The organism is Ochrobactrum sp. WV_118_8 (assembly GCF_039631535.1).
Classification (GTDB): domain Bacteria; phylum Pseudomonadota; class Alphaproteobacteria; order Rhizobiales; family Rhizobiaceae; genus Brucella; species Brucella anthropi.
The window spans coordinates 1,618,015-1,635,125 of sequence record NZ_JBDIUZ010000001.1 but is presented as its reverse complement, the minus strand read 5'-3'; the positions used below and the strand labels follow the sequence as shown (position 1 = coordinate 1,635,125).

Genomic DNA, 17,111 nt, shown 5'->3' with positions numbered 1-17,111 from the left:
TTTCAGTACGGCAATGCTTGTACTGCTCGCCGATTAAAGCATTCTGCGAATCGGATATACCCTGACATATTGGCTGCGTGTTCCCACGTGAGAGCTGAACTGTGCGGAAAAGTGCATTCGAGAAAATCGGATATGCGGATGATTGAAATGACGTCTTGGCTGATCGAAAAAATGCCTGGCACCCGGGGCACCCGGATGCCTGTTGGTGCTCGGCCACGCAACATGAGAGGGCAGCAGGCTTGATGTCGCGACAGACGGACAACGCTTACCCGAAACCGCTCGTAATGCCCAAGCGCAATCGCAGCGGAGCTCTTCGCCTGCTGATCGTCGGTATTCTGCTTACGGTCGCCGCAATCGCCTATTTTGTGTTCCGCGACCAGCTTGGAGATGGATTCGCCCTCGTTCTTATGGGCGTTCTGTCGATGGTCGGCGTATTCTACCTTTTCGGCGCAGCAACGGGTCTCATTCAATTCAGCCAGAAGAACGGTGAACAGGACCTCGCTCATTCCTTCATGGATTCGCAGCCGGAAGGGACTGTCATTTCCGACGCACGCGGCCAGATCGTTTATGCCAATCAAGCTTATGCCGTCATGACTGGTGTTGCGAATGCCGAAGGAGTCCGTTCGCTCGATAATGTATTGACGGCAGAACCCGCGGCATCCGATGCCATATACCGTCTGACGAATGCCGTTCGCGATGGTCTGTCGGCACAGGAGGAAGTGCGTCTTTCCGGCGGCCTTTCCCGTGAAGGGCATGGCTCGCTGGCGCCTGTCTGGTATCGCATCAAGGCGCGTCCCGTTGAAGCCGGACACGAATTCAAGAGCCCGCTCGTCGCGTGGCAGATTGCCGATATTTCCGACGAGCGTGCGGAGCAGGAGCGCTTCTTTCAGGAGCTGCAGGAAGCGATCAATCACCTCGATCACGCGCCAGCCGGGTTCTTTTCTGCCGACCCTTCCGGCCGGATCATCTACCTCAATGCGACGCTTGCAGAGTGGCTCGGTGTCGATCTGACCCAGTTCACACCGGGATCGTTGACACTCAACGATATAGTGGCAGGCAGTGGAATGGCGCTCATCAAGGCGGTGAAAGCCGAGCCGGGCACAAGCCGCAACACTGTCATCGATCTTGATCTGATCAAGCGGAACGGACAGAGCCTCGCCGTCCGCTTCTATCACCGTGTCCAGGCTGCGCGTGATGGAACGCGCGGTACGAGCCGTACCATCGTTCTGGATCGTGCGGAGGGTGAGGATTCATCAATGGCGCTGCGCTCCGCAGAAGTGCGCTTCACGCGTTTCTTCAATTCGGCTCCGATGGCCATCGCTGCGGTTGATTCTGCCGGACATATACTGCGCACCAATGCGCGCTTCCTCGATATTTTCGCTCCTGTTGTCGATCGCGATGCGATTGACGGCAATGCGAAGCTTGAAATTGTCGTGCATGAACGCGACCGCGAGACCTTCAACAGAGCGCTTGCCGCAGCCTTTGCAGGACAGGCAAGCATTTCGCCTGTTGATACGGTGTTGCCGGGCAACGAAGAGCGGCACATCCGCTTTTATATGAGCCCTGTCACTGATCTGGGCGGCGAGCGCGCCGAAGAAGCGGCGATTATCTCGGCTGTCGAAACAACCGAGCAGAAAGCCCTTGAAAACCAGATGGCGCAGAGCCAGAAGATGCAGGCTGTCGGCCAGCTTGCAGGTGGTATTGCGCACGACTTCAACAACGTTCTGACGGCGATTATCATGTCGTCGGACCTGCTGCTGACCAACCATCGCGCATCCGATCCGTCCTTCCCGGACATTATGAACATCAAGCAGAACGCCAATCGCGCGGCCTCGCTTGTGCGCCAGCTGCTGGCATTCTCGCGCCGTCAGACGCTTCGTCCGGAAGTACTCGACCTGACCGACGTTCTTGCAGATCTGCGTATGCTTCTGGCTCGCCTTGTCGGCAAGGATATAGAGCTGAAGATCGATCATGGACGTGATCTCTGGCCGGTCAAGGCCGATCTCGGACAGTTCGAACAGGTTGCTGTCAATCTCGCGGTCAATGCACGTGATGCCATGCCGGACGGCGGCGAAATCACGTTGCGCACCCGTAACGTGTCGGCGCAGGAAGTCGCAAAGCTGCATTATCGCGATCTTCCGGAAGCGGACTATGTGGTCTTCGAAGTGGAAGACACCGGGACGGGTATTCCTGCGGATGTGCTCGAAAAGATTTTCGAGCCGTTCTTCACGACGAAGGAAGTGGGCAAGGGTACGGGTCTTGGGCTGTCGATGGTCTACGGGATCATCAAACAGACCGGTGGCTTCATCTATTGTGATTCCGAGGTTGGAAAAGGCACGACGTTCAAGATCTTCCTGCCGCGCCTCATCGAGGAAAAACGCGCCGACGATGCTCCGGTTGTCGTGAAGGAAAAGAAGGTCGAGAAAGCAACCGATCTTTCCGGTTCCGCGACCGTTCTCCTGGTGGAAGACGAAGACGCGGTCCGTATGGGCGGCGTACGCGCACTCCAGTCACGCGGTTATACAGTCCACGAAGCGGCTTCCGGTGTCGAAGCGCTTGAAGTCATGGCAGAACTTGGCGGTGAGGTGGATATCGTCGTATCGGATGTCGTCATGCCCGAAATGGATGGCCCGACACTGCTGCGTGAGCTTCGCAAGACGTATCCTGATATCAAATTCATCTTTGTGTCGGGTTACGCGGAGGATGCCTTTGCACGCAATCTTCCAGCTGATGCCAAGTTCGGATTCCTGCCAAAGCCGTTCTCACTCAAGCAGTTGGCGACCACAGTTAAGGAAATGCTGGAGAAGCAGGATTAATACTTCGGCGAGGCTGATACCGTGATGCCTGAAGGCAATATCGCCATTCTCGGAGGCGGGCCATCTGGTCTGATGGCCGCCGAAAGACTGTCAGCGCGAGGCTATCGCGTGACGGTCTACGAGCAGATGCCGACAGTTGGCCGCAAGTTCCTGCTTGCCGGAAAGTCAGGGCTGAACATTACGCATTCGGAAGATTTTGTAACTTTCGCGAAACGCTTCGGCTCAAGCATTGACCGTATATTGCCAGCCTTGACGGCTTTCGGCCCGACCGAATTACGTGTCTGGGCGGATGAATTGGGTGCCGAGACATTTGTCGGCTCATCCGGTCGTGTCTTTCCCAAAGCGATGAAAGCGTCTCCGCTTTTGCGGGCTTGGGGAAAACGTCTGGAAGATCAGGGTGTTCGCATTCTCACCCGACATCGCTGGATTGGCTTCGAGGGCAATAGTCTCAAGATTGAAAACCCCGACGGTGTTCAGACGATTACATGCGATGCTGCGCTCTTTGCTTTTGGCGGTGGCAGCTGGCCGAAGCTCGGTTCCAACGGCCTCTGGATCAATGAGTTTCAGCGAAGGTCAATCGATATAGCGCCGTTTCAACCCGCAAATTGCGGTTTTGACGTTGCCTGGAGCGACTTCTTTGCTGAACGCTTCGCCGGTGAACCGGTGAAGTCTGTTATCGCAACTTCCCATGCAGGCGCGACACAGGGCGAGTTTGTCATTACACGCGGTGGGGTTGAGGGTAGTCTCATCTATGCGCATTCCGCAGCTCTGCGCGACAGCTTGCAGAAACATGGAAAGGCATTTCTAACGCTCGATCTTGTTCCTGGACGAACTATCGAGCGACTGGAAAGCGATATTGCTCGGCAGGATACAAAGTTGAGCTTCGGCAATCTGTTGCGCAAGGCTGCAGGTCTGACGGGCGTGAAGGCAGCTCTTGTGACGGAATTTACCCGCGACAGAAGCCCGAAAGTGCTGGCCACTGCGATCAAAGCTATTTCCATTCCACTGCTCCGTCCGCGCCCGCTGGATGAAGCGATTTCGTCGGCAGGCGGTATTCGTTGGCATGAAATCGACAAGAACTACATGCTGCCGAAGCTACCCGGCATTTTCGTTGTCGGAGAAATGATCGACTGGGAGGCTCCAACTGGTGGCTATCTCCTGACTGCCTGTTTCGCGATGGGCCGCGCGGCGGCGGACGGTATCAATGCATGGCTCGAGGCGGGTAACACGTTCGGCGGGAAATAAGACGACACTGACTTCTTTAAGTGGAAATCAGCACATTCGGATATACGGCTGATCGACTGCGGGCTAAGCTGCCGGACAGTGGCATTGAATGCTTGCCGTCTGAGGGGAAGGTACATTCGCATGAATTCAGCTTCTGCCGTCGCTTCACATCCGCTTTTGAGACAAAGAGACGGGCACCATGCCCGGGTGACATTCGAGGAATTGTTCTTCGATTTGGTCTATGTTTTCGCGGTTACGCAGCTCAGTCATGAACTTCTGCACAATCTGACGCTCACCGGTGTTGTCGAAACGCTGATCCTCTGGTTCGCGGTATGGCTCGGCTGGCAATATACCTGCTGGGTGACAAACTGGTTCAACCCGGAAACGCCGCAGATACGCAGCCTTTTGTTCTGCGTCATGTTGCTCGGTTTGGTGATGGCATCGTCCATCCCCGGTGCTTTCGCTGACAAAGGCTGGATATTTGCTCTGGCCTATGTGGCGATTCAGGTCGGCAAAACAGCCTATATCGTGTTTGTTCTGGGGCAGGACCATCCACTTGCCGCCAATTACAGGCGTATGCTCGGTTGGCTCACTATTTCCGCTGTCTTCTGGATAGCCGGTTGTTTTGTCGAGCATGAAGCCCGTATGGCGCTGTGGCTTATTGCCGTGCTTTGCGAGTACTTATCGCCGATGTTCGGCTTTGCACTGCCGGGTCTCGGACGCTCTCACACCAGTGATTGGACCATTGAAGGCGGACATCTGGCGGAGCGTTGCCAGTTGTTCGTAATCGTGGCACTTGGCGAAACGGTTTTGGCTACCGGGGCAACCCTTGCAAATGCTGAAGTCTGGAATTTGGCCCTCATGTCGGCGCTGCTGGCCACTTTTCTCGGGACGCTTGCCATGTGGTGGCTCTACTTTGGCACCTCCAGCAAGGATGCGACAGATACGATCACCCACTCCACTGATCCTGGACGGATTGGCGCATATTTCCACTATGTTCACGCCATTCTGGTGGCCGGGATTATCGCAACGGCAGTTGGAAACGATCTTGTCATGGCCCATCCGCATGATCCGTTGAAGACTGCTTACGTTCTTGTTCTTGTCGCAGGACCGGCGATCTATCTGATTGGCAGCGCGATCTACAAGAAGGTTGTCTATGGCGTTATTCCCACGTCCCACGTCTTTGGCGTTCTGGCTCTACTGGCAGCGATCCCGGTCGGCTATATGGCCGATTTATTGGAAATGGGCATATTGACGACGGTTATCATGCTGGTTGTGAGTGTTTGGGAGGGGCGCAATAAAAGACTGCGCTCGGCTGCGATGGTAGGATAGGTGGGCTTTCGACGCCGCCGTCCGATCCCTATCTACGGACACAAATCATATTTCGGAAGCCTATAGCGCATCATGTCAGATATACAGTCCGTCGATCAGCAGCCAGCCGATAATGGCCATGTGAAAGTCGCCCGCAAGGTCGACATTGTGGTTATTGGAGCCGGGCAGGCGGGGCTCTCGTCGGCCTATCATCTGAATAAACTTGGTCTCGCAGGCGAACGGCAATTCGTGGTTTTGGACAAGGCCGCAGGGCCGGGCGGAGCCTGGCAATTCCGCTGGCCTTCGCTAACTCTCCAGACTGCCAACGCCATTCACGATCTCCCCGGCATGAAGTTCGAGGATATTGTCGAAACGACCAATGGTGAGGTGCGTGCATCGGTTGCCATCCCACAATATTACCGCGCCTATGAGGAAGCCTTCGATCTTCCGGTGCACCGTCCTGTGGCCGTGAAAGTCGTTTGCGATCGTGGCGAACGGCTTCGTGTGGAGACAGATCGGGGCAACTATTCGGCACGCGGGATCATCAACGCGACCGGCACATGGGAGTCTCCTTATATCCCACCCTATCCGGGTGCGGAGCTTTTCAAAGGCCAGCAACTTCACACGCGGGATTATCAGACAGCTGACGCCTTCAAGGGCAAACGTGTTCTTGTCGTAGGCGCGGGTATCTCGGCTGTGCAGCTTCTGGACGAGATATCGCGTGTGACGAAAACCGTATGGGTCACGCGCAAAGAACCTGCTTTCCGGGAGGGTCCGTTTACACCGGAGTTGGGCCGTGCTGCCGTGGCTTTGGTTGAGGAAAGGGTACGCCGGGGCTTACCACCTGGATCGGTCGTTTCAGTAACAGGGCTGCCGTTGACGCCAGCCATTGAAGCGGCACGCGCTCGCGGTGTGCTCAACCGTTTGTCCATGTTCAGCGAAATCACGGAAACAGGTGTTCGGTGGGACGATGGAAGTGAACAATCCTTTGATGTTATTTTGTGGTGCACAGGATTTCGCAGTTCGCTCGACCATCTTGCCCCGCTGCAATTGCGCAATGCGGAAGCCGGTATTCTCATGACTGGACGCCTTGCAACACAGGTGGCCGCCGATCCCCGTATTCATCTTGTTGGTTATGGCCCATCTGCCTCGACCATCGGTGCAAACAGGGCAGGTGGTGCCGCCGCGCGGGAGTTGGCAAGTTATCTCGGCTTGGTATGATTGACGTAACGACTATTTGCGAGGGGCAGCATGAAGCGTATTCTGAAGTTTGTCGGTGGTCTTCTGCTCGTCATCGTGCTGGGAGCAATTCTCTGGCTGGCGGTTCGGCCGCCTAAGCTGTTGCGTGTCGGCACCGGCTATGCTGCCAAGATTGTCTGTTCAAATGTTTTCATTGCCGGTCGGGATGCTGATGCCGTCCTTGCAGACGATGTTCAGGCACCGGGAAACCCGCTGCTGCGGTTTCTGAATGCCTCTCTCGACAAGAATAATAGCAGTGTGACGGTGCGGATTTTCGGCTTCTTTGCACCAAGTACCGCAATCTATCGCCCAGTGCTGGGATGCGCGAATATCCAGAAAGATGATTTGCGCGTTGAAATTCCGACCGGCCCGCAGGTGCCCGCAGAACCGATCCGGATTGAGACCGATCCAGCGGTGCAGGCTGTGATTGAGGATCAGGCTCTGGCCGGGCCGGGAATGCGTGCAATCGCAGTTATTCGCGATGGCAAGCTGATCGCGGAGACGTATGGTCCGGGCTTTAATGCGGATACGCCTTTGCTGGGCTGGTCAATGACCAAGTCCGTCATCGCGACACTGATCGGCATGCGCATTGCTGAAGGGCGCATGAGTTTGGAAAGCACAGCCCTTTTACCGGAATGGAAGAACGATGAGCGGGCAAAGATTTCTCTCGCAAATCTGATGGCGATGAATAGCGGTCTGCGCTTCGATGAGGACTACGGCACAGTAACGGATGTCACGCGCATGCTTTATCTGGAGCCGGATATGGCCGGGTTTGCTGCGTCTTTGCCGCTGGAGGCGGCGTCAGGGACGAAATTCAATTATTCCAGTGGAACGGCGAATATTCTGTCATATCTTTTCATGGATAGTTTTAACAGCCGCGAGGAGGCGCTGGCTTATCCGCGGCTTGCCCTATTCGGTCCGCTTGGCATGAACAGCGTCATTTTGGAGACGGATGCGTCAGGCGTCTTTGCCGTTTCTTCCTATATGTACGCTACCGCCCGTGATTGGGCTCGGTTGGGCGCGTTTCTCGCGGACGGTGGAAACCTGTACGGAAAACCGATCCTGCCTGCGGACTATACTTCATTTATGCGCAAACCCAGGCCCGAGTCCGAAGGGCGCTATGGTTCCGCTCAGGTCTGGCTGCAGATTAGCGGTGTGAAGGCAGGTGAGGATGGCATTCCGGAAGACGCATTCTGGATGTCGGGCCATGACGGGCAAAGCGTCATGATCGTTCCTTCAATGCATCTTGCTGTCGTCCGTCTTGGCCTGACACCGTCCCGGGCACGCTATAATGTTCAACGTTTGAACGCCAAGGTGATTGAGGCTGCTCGACAGGCGCATTGATTGTCAGTTTGCGAAAATCGTTACCGCTCGGATTCTGGAAGGCACTGAGGCCGAATTCCGGCAACACCGCGTAAAGGTGATCGAAAATGTCCGACTGAATCTGTTCGAACGACGCCCAGACGGTCGTGTTCGTAAAGCAGTAGATTTCCAGCGGCAGCCCTTCGGGAGTAGGGTCCATCTGGCGCACCAGCAATGTCATGCCTTTGTGTATGCCGGGGTGATTGCGCAGATAATTGTCTACATAGGCCCGAAACGTACCGACATTGGTGAACTGACGCCTGTTGACCGGATTGTTGGCGCGGTCGCCAAGCTTCTGGTTCCATTCGGCGATTTCCTTGGCCTTCTTGGGCAGATAATCCGCCAGCCAATCAACTGTGCCAAGTCTGGCTCGCTCGTCATCCGACAGAAAACGAATGGTGTTTTGATCGATATAAAGCGCGCGCTTGATGCGACGCCCGCCGGATTCCTGCATGCCGCGATAGTTCTTCATCGGCTCGGTGATGAGCTTGCGGATCGGAATGGTGGTGATCGTCTTGTCGAAATTCTGGACCTTGACGGTATAGAGCGCGATTTCCGTGACATCGCCATTGGCGTCGAGATTCTTCATTTCGATCCAGTCGCCGACACGAACCATGTTGGACGAAGCGATCTGCATACTGGCGACCAGAGAAAGCAATGTGTCCTGAAAGACAAGGATTAGCACCGCGGCCATAGCACCGACACCGGAAAGAAGGATAACCGGCGACTTGTCCAGCAGTGTCGCAATGACAAGGACTGCCGCCACGATGTAGACAGCAAGTTTGGCCACCTGAATGTAGCCCTTTATGGGGCGGTATCTGGCTTCGGGACGGCGATGATAGAGCGTATCGATCAGCCCAAAGACTGAATTGACCGCCAAAGCCAGCGTCAGAATGATAAAAGCTATCGCTACATTCCGAATAACGGTGATCACGCCTTCGGGCAGGCCCGGCACCGCCATGATTCCAGATGAAATAATCAACGCCGGAACGATATTGGCAAGACGGCTGATGACACTGTGTCTTTTAAGCTCTTCGTCTTGTCCGAAAGAGGTTTTCTGGACAAGACGTTCGAGTAGTTTGAGTAAAATCGCCTTGATTAGAAAGTTTGCAATGAAAGCTGAAAGAAATAATCCTCCAAGCGCCACAGGGGTTTCCGCCCAGGGATGAGCAATAAAAAAATCGGACAATAGACTTTCCTGAGATTAACCTGGTGAAAATTGGGTGCCGTGTTGCGATGCTTGTATCATGTTCTACCAGGAATTAAGGCGGCCATATGAATATTTCAACCGCGAGTAATGGTTATTTGCATCAAAACCCCGGCCAGAAGGCCGGGGGGTAGACTTGTCGTATTGCTCATCGAGACCGTATCATTGGGCTGGAGGTGGTGATGCCGGAGTTGTATCGCTTGCCGGGGCATCAGTCGTCGGGGCATTGGTCTCGTTCGCTGCTGATGGATCGGCTACACCGTCCACAAAAAGCTTCGAGCGATCGAATGCCGGCGCATCGGTCAACTGCTGTTTGGTCGCCTTTATGACCAGCCATTTTTTGCCGTCACTGCGGGTTGCAAGCTGCAGTTGATCCGGGCTTACAGCGACGTCCTTCTCGCCGATTCCAAGAAAACCACCCACGCCGATCACCGCAGCTTCAATATCACCTTCGGGGCTGGCGATAAGATCATTCAGCTTGCCGACAGTCTGGGCGTCAGCAGCATCACTTTCATAGACGCTCTGTCCGATGAAAGAGGTGACGAGAAGCTGGCCCTCTTTCGGTTCCAGAAAGCCGACCTTGTCGGTCTCACCCGATGTGGGATTGCCAAACATGTCCTTGGACGAAACCGGCATTTCCTCTGCCGCAGCCGGTGGCTCGGCAGGTGCTGGTGTTGGTGCAGTTGTCTGAGCATAAGCAGCGCCACCTATCAGCAATGCACACGTCGTCGTCAGAAGTGTAGTCCTGAACATAACTATCTCCTTTATACGTTCGGTTGCTTAGGTTGAACGTGGAAATAGTCGGTTCGTTCCGAAATTTGTTGAATCTCAATATTTCATCATAGAAATATAATTCTATATAATTTTTCTTTGAAAATACTTATGGAAAAGAAAAGCCCGCATAAAGCGGGCTTTTTTATCTTCATATTCAACGAACTAGACTTAGCTACAGCCACTCGTTGCACCGCAAGTGTCGCACTTGAGACACGTTCCGTTGCGAACCATGGTAAAGTTCTGGCATTCGGTGCAGCTGTCGCCGGTATAGCCCTGCATCATCGACTTGATGCGGCGGTCAGCTTCCAGCTTCTTGGCGGCATTCGCACTTTCCGCGCGGGCGGAAGCAGCGTCTGCTGCAGCCTTATCCGAGAAAAGTTCGGTTGCCGTTGCTGATGTGCTTTCCTGCTGCTGTGCCGGAGCAGGTTGCTCTTCCAACTCCCGCTTGAAGGCGGTCGCACCATCCGTCACCAGACCGATTGTTGCGGGGCGATTGCCCGTCGGCGTGGTCGACTTCAAGGTTGTGACGTTGGAAGCCTGCGGCGCAGAATTTGTCGATCCCTTGGCTTCGTTAGTCGAGTTGGTCACCAGAGTGGGCTTGTAACCACGCGTCCAACCGGTCGAGACCAGGTTGGTCTTACCTTCCTTGATACCCTTGCCGAGCGCCGTATTACCGAAATCGCTTGTGTCGACATGGGCGAGGTCATTGCGTCCGAGATAGGACACCGCCAGCTCACGGAAGACATAGTCGATGATCGACGTTGCGGTCTTGATGGCATCGTTGCCGATGACCATGCCTGCCGGTTCGAATTTCGTGAAAGTGAAGGCTTCCACATACTCCTCGAGCGGTACGCCATACTGCAAGCCGAGCGATACGGCGATGGCGAAGTTGTTCATCATTGCACGGAAAGCAGCGCCTTCCTTGTGCATATCGATGAAGATTTCACCGAGGCGTCCATTACCGAACTCGCCGGTGCGCAGATAGACCTTGTGACCGCCAACGACTGCCTTCTGCGTATAACCCTGACGACGGTTCGGCAGCTTTTCGCGCTCATGCACGATCTTTTCGACAACCTTTTCGACGATACGCTCGGTTACCTGAACGGCGCGGGCTGCAGCAGGGGCTTCGATCAGTGCCTCGACTGCATCGTCTTCGTCCTCATCATCCGAGATGAGGGCGGCGTTGAGCGGCTGCGAAAGCTTGGAGCCGTCGCGATAAAGCGCATTGGCCTTGAGCGCCAGCTTCCAGGACAGCATATAGGCGTTCTTGCAGTCCTCGACGGTTGCGTCATTCGGCATGTTGATCGTCTTGGAGATCGCACCCGAAATGAACGGCTGTGCGGCTGCCATCATGCGAATGTGGCTATCCACCGAGAGATAACGCTTGCCGATCTTGCCACAAGGATTGGCGCAATCGAACACGGCGTAGTGCTCTTCCTTGAGGAACGGCGCCCCTTCGAGGGTCATTGCGCCGCAAACATGGATGTTGGCAGCTTCGATGTCCTTCTTGGCGAAACCCAGCGCCGGGAGCATCTCGAACGAGAAATCGTTGAGCTGTTCATCGGTGAGCTTCAGCACGTCCTTGCAGAAGTCTTCGCCCAGCGTCCACTTGTTGAAAGCGAACTTGATGTCGAATGCGCTTTTGAGAGCAGCATTCAGGGCTTCGATCTTCTCGTCGGTGAAGCCCTTGGACTTCAGAGAAGACGGGTTGATGCCCGGAGCCTGATTGATGTTGCCGTGACCGACAGCATAGGCTTCGATTTCAGCAATCTGGCTTTCCGAATAACCGAGCGTGCGGAGTGCTTCCGGTACGGCGCGGTTGATGATCTTGAAGTAACCACCGCCAGCGAGCTTCTTGAACTTCACCAGCGCAAAATCAGGCTCGATGCCGGTCGTGTCGCAGTCCATGACGAGGCCGATCGTGCCGGTAGGCGCGATGACGGTGGACTGTGCATTGCGGTAGCCATGCTTTTCGCCAAGTTCCAGCGCCTTGTCCCAGGCAGCACGTGCATGGGTAATCATATCCTGATCCGGGCAATCCTCGGCAATCAGTGCAACCGGATTGACAGCAAGTCCTTCATAACCTTCCGTCTGGCCATGGGCTGCGAGGCGGTGGTTGCGAATGACGCGCAACATATGCTCGGCGTTTGGCTCATAGCTCGGGAAGGTTCCGAGTTCCTTTGCCATTTCAGCGGAGGTGGCATAGGCCACACCGGTCATGATCGCCGTCAGCGCGCCACAAATTGCACGGCCTTCATCGGAGTCATAAGGAATACCGGAAGTCATCAACAGGCCGCCAATATTGGCGTAGCCGAGGCCGAGCGTGCGGTATTCATAAGAAAGACGGGCGATTTCCTTCGACGGGAACTGCGCCATCATCACCGAGATTTCGAGAACGATGGTCCACAGGCGTGCCGTGTGCTCGTAAGCCGCAATATCGAATGAACCATCCTTGTTGCGATAGGTGAGCAGGTTGATCGACGCCAGATTGCAAGCCGTGTCGTCAAGGAACATGTATTCCGAGCACGGATTGGAAGCGCGGATCGGACCGGCGGTCGGGCAGGTGTGCCAGTCGTTCATGGTCGTGTTGTAGTGCAGGCCCGGATCAGCGGACGCCCAGGCGGCGTAACCGATCTTTTCCCACAAATCGCGCGCCTTCAGCGTCTTCATGACGCGACCGTCGCGACGAGCTGTCAGGTTCCAGTCGCCGTCGTTTTCGACAGCGCGCAGGAATTCGTCCTTCAGCGAAACGGAATTGTTGGAATTCTGGCCCGAAACAGTGAGATAGGCTTCCGAATCCCAGTCTGTATCGTAGGTCTTGAACTGAATGTCGGTGTAGCCCTGACGCGCGAACTGGATCACACGCTTGACGTAGTTTTCCGGAACCTGGTTCTTCTTTGCGGCCTTGATTTCGCGCTTCAGGGCAGGGTTCTTCGCCGGATCGAAGCAATCATCATTGTCCGCTTCGCAGTTGACGCAAGCCTTCATGATGGCGGTCAGATGCTGCTTGACGATCTTGGAACCGGTGACGAGCGAAGCAACCTTCTGCTCTTCCTTGACCTTCCAGTCGATATATTCCTCGATATCCGGATGATCGATGTCGACGACGACCATCTTGGCGGCGCGGCGGGTCGTGCCGCCCGACTTGATCGCACCTGCGGCGCGGTCGCCGATCTTCAGGAAGCTCATCAGACCGGAGGATTTGCCACCACCGGAAAGTTTTTCACCTTCGCCGCGCAGATAGCTGAAGTTAGAGCCCGTGCCGGAGCCATACTTGAACAGGCGCGCTTCACGGACCCACAGATCCATGATGCCGCCTTCATTGACGAGATCATCGCCAACGGACTGAATGAAGCAGGCATGCGGCTGCGGATGTTCATAGGCCGACTTGGACTTGGTCAGTTTGCCGGTCTGCCAGTCGACATAGAAATGGCCCTGGCCGGGACCGTCGATGCCATAGGCCCAATGCAGGCCGGTGTTGAACCATTGCGGGCTGTTTGGAGCCACACGTTGGGTCGCGAGCATATAGGCAAGCTCGTCGCGGAAGGCGAGGGCGTCTTCCTCAGAGGCGAAATAGCCACCCTTCCAGCCCCAATAGGTCCAAGTGCCGGCGAGACGGTCGAAAACCTGGCAGGCGTCCATTTCGGAGCCGTAGCGATCATTTTCAGGCAGCTTGGCAAGCGCGTCCTCGTCAGCGACCGAGCGCCACAGCCATGAGGGAACGTCGTTCTCCTCGATCTTCTTCAGCTGTGCGGGAACGCCAGCCTTGCGGAAGTACTTCTGTGCAAGAATGTCCGCAGCGACCTGGCTGAACTGCGCGGGCACATTGATGTTCTCAAGACGGAATACGATGGATCCATCGGGATTCTTGATCTCGCTGGTCGCAGTCCGGAACGCGATGTCCGCATAGGCCGACTGATTCTCTTTCGTGAAACGGCGTTCGATCTTCATCTGTCCCATCCAAACGTTCTATATATAGTAGCTCTAGTGACGGTTTTCAGCCACGGCCTGTCTGTATCGCGTCTCTGTCAAAACAGCTCTTCTGCGGGGAGGAGCGTCTTGTTGGGGAGAAAACTCCCGGAAATCCGCTTCCACCTCATCAAAGCCCACGAAAAAACGCCTCAGGGGAGCTTAATTGCAACCTTGCTAGCGCGATCGCGATCAAAAATCGGCGGAACGAAAAATACCTTATCTTGTAAGAAGCATGAGCGCAAATACTAAATCTAGTGTTAACGCTGTTTCTGATCGATGTTGCATCTGCTTCTCCAGAGAAGGGCGCACCCAGAATTTGGGCGCAGGAAAGCACCGAGCGAAAACCGCACTTTCAAAGCGCAACGCTCGTTCGATACTCAACTTGACCGAAAAAAGGACCGGCAGATTACAACGCCCGATCACGCTACTTACGCAACGATAGTATCATAAAAAACGACTCGGCTTCGAGCGTCAAGCAATGGTTTGTTGTAACGCTCCAGCATCTAGATATTGTGCGTAACAGCTTGGGGCAAATGTGGATAACGGGGAGAAGCGACACTTTTGCGAACCAAGCCGGCTATGTGATTTGGGGAGCCTGGATAGCCGCTATTACTAGCAGTTAGAGGAACAAGCACGGCGGCGTCGACTGTCGAAAGAGAAAATCCCTGCAAAAGGATCATAATCCGGGGGAATACTGCATTGAAGACGGCTTGCCGGCTGCTTACTCAGCAGCAGCGGCAATGCCCGAATCACCAAAATGGTTCAGTAACTGCTTCAGTTCTGTCTCTTCGACGCGATTGGCCGCTTCCTGTGGCGACACCCATTCGCAGATGCGCTGATCCCGCTCAGGCCAATCTTTCTCCTGCCCGGTGAACTGCACCGCGAATACTGCTGCCGTGAACTGGTTTATGCGTTCAGGCGGTAGGTCGGTCTTGCAGTAGCAGAAACTGCCGATTGGTACTGGTGAGACCTCACCACGAATGCCGGCTTCTTCATAAGCTTCACGAAGAGCAGTATCCGCCAGAGTGCGACCGACTTGCGGCCAGCCCTTGGGGATGATCCAGCGGCCTGTACCGCGGCTCGTAATGACGAGAACCTTGAGGATGCCCATGTCGCGACGATAGACAAGCGCCGCAACCTGCTGCAAACGACCGGAAGGCGTCAAAATACGCTTTTCGGTTGCAATCAGTTGTTTGGCCTGCGACTTCACCGCGAAAATCCCCTTTTTATCTATAGCATGATCCGATTCGCCAAAATAACAACTGATTAGTTAGGCAACAGACCTTTGAAAGTATCCGAAAAAAGCTTTTATTTTAAAGGTATTACTGAAATTTCAGGGTGGGATGGCGGCTTTGAAAACGCTATCTGCCTCTAATCGGCGTTATTTCGATGCGCTTTCTATAAGGTGCGATTGCGGCGGAAATGTCACCGCAATGGCGTTCGTTTGTTTTCGTTTCGCAGCGTTTTGATCTGGCGGATGTGAATCCGCCAGTTTTATCGGAAGTGCATTCGATGGATTTATGGCTTCAAGTCTGTCGGGCTTCAGCTGCGCTTGTCGCCTGCGATCGGTTCCTGATAGGTGAAGCCCATATCCCAAGGGAAGTAGATCCAGGTGTCCTGAGACACTTCCGTTACGAAGGTATCGATCAGCGGACGGCCTTTCGGCTTGGCGTAAACAGTCGCAAAATGGGCCTTCGGCATCATTTCCCGCACGATGGCTGCGGTTTTGCCGGTGTCGGTCAGGTCGTCTACGACGATGACGCCTTCGCCGCCATTTTCCAGAAGTGTTTCGCTCACACCCTTGAGGATCTGCATGTCGCCTTGCGACGTGTAGTCGTGATAGGAGGCAATACAGACGGTTTCGATGAGACGAATGCCGAGTTCGCGGCAGACGATGGCAGCAGGGACCAGACCGCCACGCGTGATGGCAACAATTGCGTGCCAATCACGATTCATACCGGCAATCCGCCAGGCAAGGGCGCGGGCATCACGGTGGAACTGATCCCATGAAACTGGGAAGGCTTTATCTGGCAAGGACATCGAAACGCTCCGTGGAACGATCCGGAGCTCGTTCTCCGGACCTTTAAAAACCAAAAATGCGCTATGACGGATTGCCAAGCGCTGTAACTGTCAGGATCTGCGGCTTTTCTTCGTCTGCGCCCTTTCAGGCGGGCGGCAAGAGAGGAAAAGGCTCTCCACCCGGCACAGTCAGCGCCGGGTGATGCTGATAACCGCAAAAATGGTGTTCTTGCAAGCGTGTCGTGTCATCACAGGCTAGTTGTCGGCCAGTTGTTGGCCAATTGCCGGATCAAACTGGCTTCAATCGTGTCTTCTAACGCGAGAAAAGCGTGAGAATGGGCAGCTCGTTCAGCATGGAGCGCGTCACCCCGCCAAAGACGAGTTCACGCAACCGGGAATGACTGTAAGCGCCCATCACGAAAAGATCAGCGCGTTCAGCGATGATATGTTCCCTCAAGGCATCCTGCGCATAACGTCCGTTGGATGCCAGTGCTGTGGTCGTCACATCAATCCCATGCCGAGACAGTGATTCCGCAATATCGTGGCTCGCCAAAGCCTGATCCTCGCCTTCAATTTCCGGTGGATCGACCCAAACGATTTCCGTTCTGTCGGCATGTTTCATCAAGGGCAGGGCGTCGAAAGCGGCCCGGGCCGCTTCCCGCTTGCCGTTAAAGGCGACGACGATCCGGTCGAGCGAAATCATCTGCAGCACCGGTGCATAGGGAACCAGCAGAACAGGGCAGCTGGAATTGAAAACAATCGTATCGGCGGTTTCGTCGTTGGTGGCCGGATCGTCGGGGTCGGGTTGCCCGGCGACCAGCAATTCGGCTCCAAGACAAGCAGTCAGCACGCCATCAGCAGCGGTGCCGGTTTCGGACCGCGTGATGCGATATTCATAGTTGGTGCCCTGACGGCGCATCTCTTCCTCGAAGAGATGTTTCAGCCTTTCGGAAAGCTCCTTGTGCTGCTTGTCATGCAGTTCGAACATTCCCGGATCGATGAAGCCGTTCGGGTCGGCATAGACGATGGGCGAAGGGATTGAATAAAGCCCGATGACGTGAATATCGGGCACCTTCTGCTTTAGAAGTCCAACGGCGGACACAACCCGCTTCAACTCGGATTCACTGCGAGAATAGGCAACCACCGTCTTGTAGGACATGACCGAACTCCTTCCGGCTGTGTTTCTA

General features: G+C 55.0%; 10 protein-coding genes and 1 pseudogene. 5 read left to right on the top strand and 6 right to left on the bottom strand.

Going from position 1 to position 17,111, the window contains the following annotated elements; translation table 11 throughout:
• Nucleotides 1-242 precede the first annotated feature (242 nt).
• From cckA to ABDF71_RS07840, 5 genes and pseudogenes are all read left to right on the top strand, one after another.
• Nucleotides 243-2,816 carry a cell cycle histidine kinase CckA gene (cckA, locus tag ABDF71_RS07860; protein ID WP_151663052.1) on the top strand — a complete coding sequence of 858 codons (2,574 nt, stop codon included), beginning with the start codon at nucleotides 243-245 and terminating at the stop codon, nucleotides 2,814-2,816.
• A gap of 24 nt (nucleotides 2,817-2,840) precedes the next feature.
• A complete protein-coding gene (locus ABDF71_RS07855; RefSeq protein WP_151663053.1) occupies nucleotides 2,841-4,061 on the top strand; it encodes a TIGR03862 family flavoprotein in 1,221 nt (406 codons plus the stop codon).
• A 120-nt stretch (nucleotides 4,062-4,181) separates the two neighbouring features.
• Nucleotides 4,182-5,372, top strand: coding sequence for a low temperature requirement protein A (locus tag ABDF71_RS07850; RefSeq protein ID WP_043061845.1), 1,191 nt, complete (start codon nucleotides 4,182-4,184; stop codon nucleotides 5,370-5,372).
• A 72-nt stretch (nucleotides 5,373-5,444) separates the two neighbouring features.
• Nucleotides 5,445-6,572, top strand: a complete 1,128-nt coding sequence (locus tag ABDF71_RS07845) for an NAD(P)-binding domain-containing protein (protein WP_192800221.1) — start codon at nucleotides 5,445-5,447, stop codon at nucleotides 6,570-6,572.
• 30 nt (nucleotides 6,573-6,602) lie between these two features.
• Nucleotides 6,603-7,916, top strand: a pseudogene (locus tag ABDF71_RS07840) (serine hydrolase domain-containing protein); the annotation flags it as partial.
• Here ABDF71_RS07840 and ABDF71_RS07835 read toward each other — a convergent pair.
• The 6 genes from ABDF71_RS07835 to ABDF71_RS07810 form a co-directional block, all read right to left on the bottom strand.
• Nucleotides 7,813-9,141: a mechanosensitive ion channel family protein gene (locus ABDF71_RS07835; RefSeq protein WP_151663054.1), complete on the bottom strand. Its 1,329-nt coding sequence runs from the start codon at nucleotides 9,139-9,141 to the stop codon at nucleotides 7,813-7,815. The pseudogene ABDF71_RS07840 and the gene ABDF71_RS07835 overlap by 104 nt on opposite strands.
• A gap of 180 nt (nucleotides 9,142-9,321) precedes the next feature.
• Nucleotides 9,322-9,912, bottom strand: a complete 591-nt coding sequence (locus ABDF71_RS07830) for a PRC-barrel domain-containing protein (protein ID WP_151663055.1) — start codon at nucleotides 9,910-9,912, stop codon at nucleotides 9,322-9,324.
• A gap of 189 nt (nucleotides 9,913-10,101) precedes the next feature.
• A complete protein-coding gene (locus ABDF71_RS07825) occupies nucleotides 10,102-13,884 on the bottom strand; it encodes a vitamin B12-dependent ribonucleotide reductase (protein WP_151664383.1) in 3,783 nt (1,260 codons plus the stop codon).
• 742 nt (nucleotides 13,885-14,626) lie between these two features.
• Nucleotides 14,627-15,115, bottom strand: a complete 489-nt coding sequence (locus ABDF71_RS07820; RefSeq protein ID WP_010660078.1) for an NUDIX hydrolase — start codon at nucleotides 15,113-15,115, stop codon at nucleotides 14,627-14,629.
• Nucleotides 15,116-15,447: 332 nt separating this feature from the next.
• Nucleotides 15,448-15,945, bottom strand: coding sequence for a xanthine phosphoribosyltransferase (gpt, locus tag ABDF71_RS07815; RefSeq protein WP_151664384.1), 498 nt, complete (start codon nucleotides 15,943-15,945; stop codon nucleotides 15,448-15,450).
• A 292-nt stretch (nucleotides 15,946-16,237) separates the two neighbouring features.
• Complete coding sequence (locus ABDF71_RS07810) at nucleotides 16,238-17,083, bottom strand: universal stress protein (protein WP_010660080.1); 846 nt, start codon at nucleotides 17,081-17,083, stop codon at nucleotides 16,238-16,240.
• Nucleotides 17,084-17,111 lie beyond the last annotated feature (28 nt).

Coding starts and splice junctions, on each gene's coding strand:
- ABDF71_RS07850 (WP_043061845.1), top strand. CDS start 4,182: ATGAATTCAGCTTCTGCCGTCGCTTCACATCCGCTTTTGAGACAAAGA.
- cckA (WP_151663052.1), top strand. CDS start 243: ATGTCGCGACAGACGGACAACGCTTACCCGAAACCGCTCGTAATGCCC.
- ABDF71_RS07845 (WP_192800221.1), top strand. CDS start 5,445: ATGTCAGATATACAGTCCGTCGATCAGCAGCCAGCCGATAATGGCCAT.
- ABDF71_RS07830 (WP_151663055.1), bottom strand. CDS start 9,912: ATGTTCAGGACTACACTTCTGACGACGACGTGTGCATTGCTGATAGGT.
- ABDF71_RS07825 (WP_151664383.1), bottom strand. CDS start 13,884: ATGAAGATCGAACGCCGTTTCACGAAAGAGAATCAGTCGGCCTATGCG.
- gpt (WP_151664384.1), bottom strand. CDS start 15,945: ATGTCCTTGCCAGATAAAGCCTTCCCAGTTTCATGGGATCAGTTCCAC.
- ABDF71_RS07810 (WP_010660080.1), bottom strand. CDS start 17,083: ATGTCCTACAAGACGGTGGTTGCCTATTCTCGCAGTGAATCCGAGTTG.
- ABDF71_RS07855 (WP_151663053.1), top strand. CDS start 2,841: ATGCCTGAAGGCAATATCGCCATTCTCGGAGGCGGGCCATCTGGTCTG.